Origin of the sequence: Olsenella uli (assembly GCF_016900775.1) — a bacterium.
GTDB classification, from domain to species: domain Bacteria; phylum Actinomycetota; class Coriobacteriia; order Coriobacteriales; family Atopobiaceae; genus Thermophilibacter; species Thermophilibacter uli_A.
On record NZ_JACJKN010000034.1, the window covers coordinates 1 to 1802 of the forward strand.

Consider the following 1802-nt stretch of genomic DNA (forward strand, 5'->3'; position numbering starts at 1 on the left):
TCGCCGCGCGGGTCCGGGGCGACCGCCCCGCCGATGCGCGGGGATTAACTATACGCACCCCGCGGCCCCGCGGGGGCCAGAATCGGGAGGTCCACGATTCCTACACAATCGGGGCGAGAGGCGAGTTTGTCCGACAGGGCGCATCGGGCGGCCCCCGCCCACACGGCGGCGCAAAGCGCCCATCCGTAGGCGGAGCGCTAGGAGCCCGGCCAAGCACCCGGCCCCCAGAGAGGCCCGTCCCATGGGCAACAGGGTCGCGGCGCATCATGCGTCCGCGCACCATCCCGCCGGCCAGGGCCCACACTCATGAGGACGGGGCAGGCGGCAGATAAGACTTATGGGATAAACAGTGTCTCCGCTCGGCCCCGGCCCATCCGGCAGGGCTCCAACTAGTAGAGCTCGGAGCAGACGACAGCGTCGCCCCGCTGCGGGATGACCCCTCGAGCCCCTCGCACTCGCCCCGGCACTCGTAGACCGCGACGATTGAGCGGCCCGCATGCATCGCGAACAGGGTCTTGGTGACGGGCGGCGGGCCCGAGCCGCGCGCGTAGCGCCGCCAGAACATGGCATTGGCGCCCCCCTATCGGCAACAACCCCTGTGGTCGCATAGCATGGTCCCGAGCTGCGCGTTCACCCCCCCCCGATGCGTCTGTTGGTCGAGGGGGCGGGCCCTCCCCGACCAGACTAGGTCGAGATAGGTGAAGAGCGTCCCGGCGCTGACGAGGCGCGCGAACGAGCGGCGAGCCCTCACAAGCCTCTCGTGGGCCGGCTGCAGCCTCCCGTCCTCGCCCCGATCATATCGGCGGGGGTCGCGTCCAAACGCTCCGACCACGTGAGCGGTGCCTGAACCCAGCTGTCCGCCCCCAGCAGGTCGTGGCGAAGAGCAATGCTTTCGCCAGCCCGCGGGGCTCTACCCCGGCCTGATTACCTGACCTCATCGTGGTGCACCTCCCCGCCCGGCAGAGGGTGTGGAACACGCAACTCTAGCGAACCGTTCCCGGCCACGTGCCCCTGAGGGCCTTGGCGAGGTCGTCGCCGGCATCGGAGACCACGGTCCCGGGCGCCGCGACGCGCGACGTCAGAGCCGACCACGCGCAGCCGCTCTCGTGACGGCATAGGTGCCAGCCAAGCGCGCGCTCGTCGGAAGCGATAAGCACGACGGTCCTCCTACCGAGGCGAATGCCGTCGACGTAGACGACTCTGCAGGCACCCTACACCTCCAGCACATCGGCCAGATCCCCAAGAACCTAGCGCACCTCCTGCGGAAAGTACACCCGCCGCCCGGCATGTCGACCTGCCAGGCCCAGGTAGGAGGCCAGCCCGCGGGAGGCGTCAAGCAACTTGACCGCCCTATCGATCCCGCGAATCAAGCGTGCCACGCGAGGCGCGCCTCCATTGCGTCCTCCGCGCGCACGTTATGTTTTTTCACTTCATCTTCGCCGTGCAGAGGGTGCAGGGTCTGGCCTTCACCGCAGAGACCGCCTCGCAACCAATTTATCGGGCCGCCTTAGGATGGTCTTGTTGGCCGGTCACGGAAGGGCAGACACACGTTTTGTCCAAACGGAGAGACGGGGCATGTCAACCCAAGAACCTTGTTTTTCAACTTACGCCTGCGAATGCCAGGATGATTCTGACATACATTTTGTCCAATAGCCCGCAGGCGGCACAGAGGGCCCCGGAGGGGCCCTCTTCCGCGCAAAATGCCCCTTGTTGGTCAGCGACGTCCTGCTCTCCCACGGACTACTCCGCAGTACCATCGGCGCTCGGGGGCTTAACTTCCGGGTTCGGAATGGGACCGGGTG

General features: G+C 67.3%; 1 protein-coding gene and 1 rRNA gene. Both read right to left on the minus strand.

The annotated features are described in order from the left end of the window. Positions 1 to 983: 983 nt before the first annotated feature. Entirely contained in the window at positions 984 to 1157 is a 174-nt protein-coding gene (locus H6A23_RS11175; protein ID WP_204832249.1) for a hypothetical protein, read from the minus strand. A gap of 555 nt (positions 1158 to 1712) precedes the next feature. After that, positions 1713 to 1802 (minus strand): 5S ribosomal RNA (gene rrf, locus H6A23_RS11180); the annotation flags it as partial.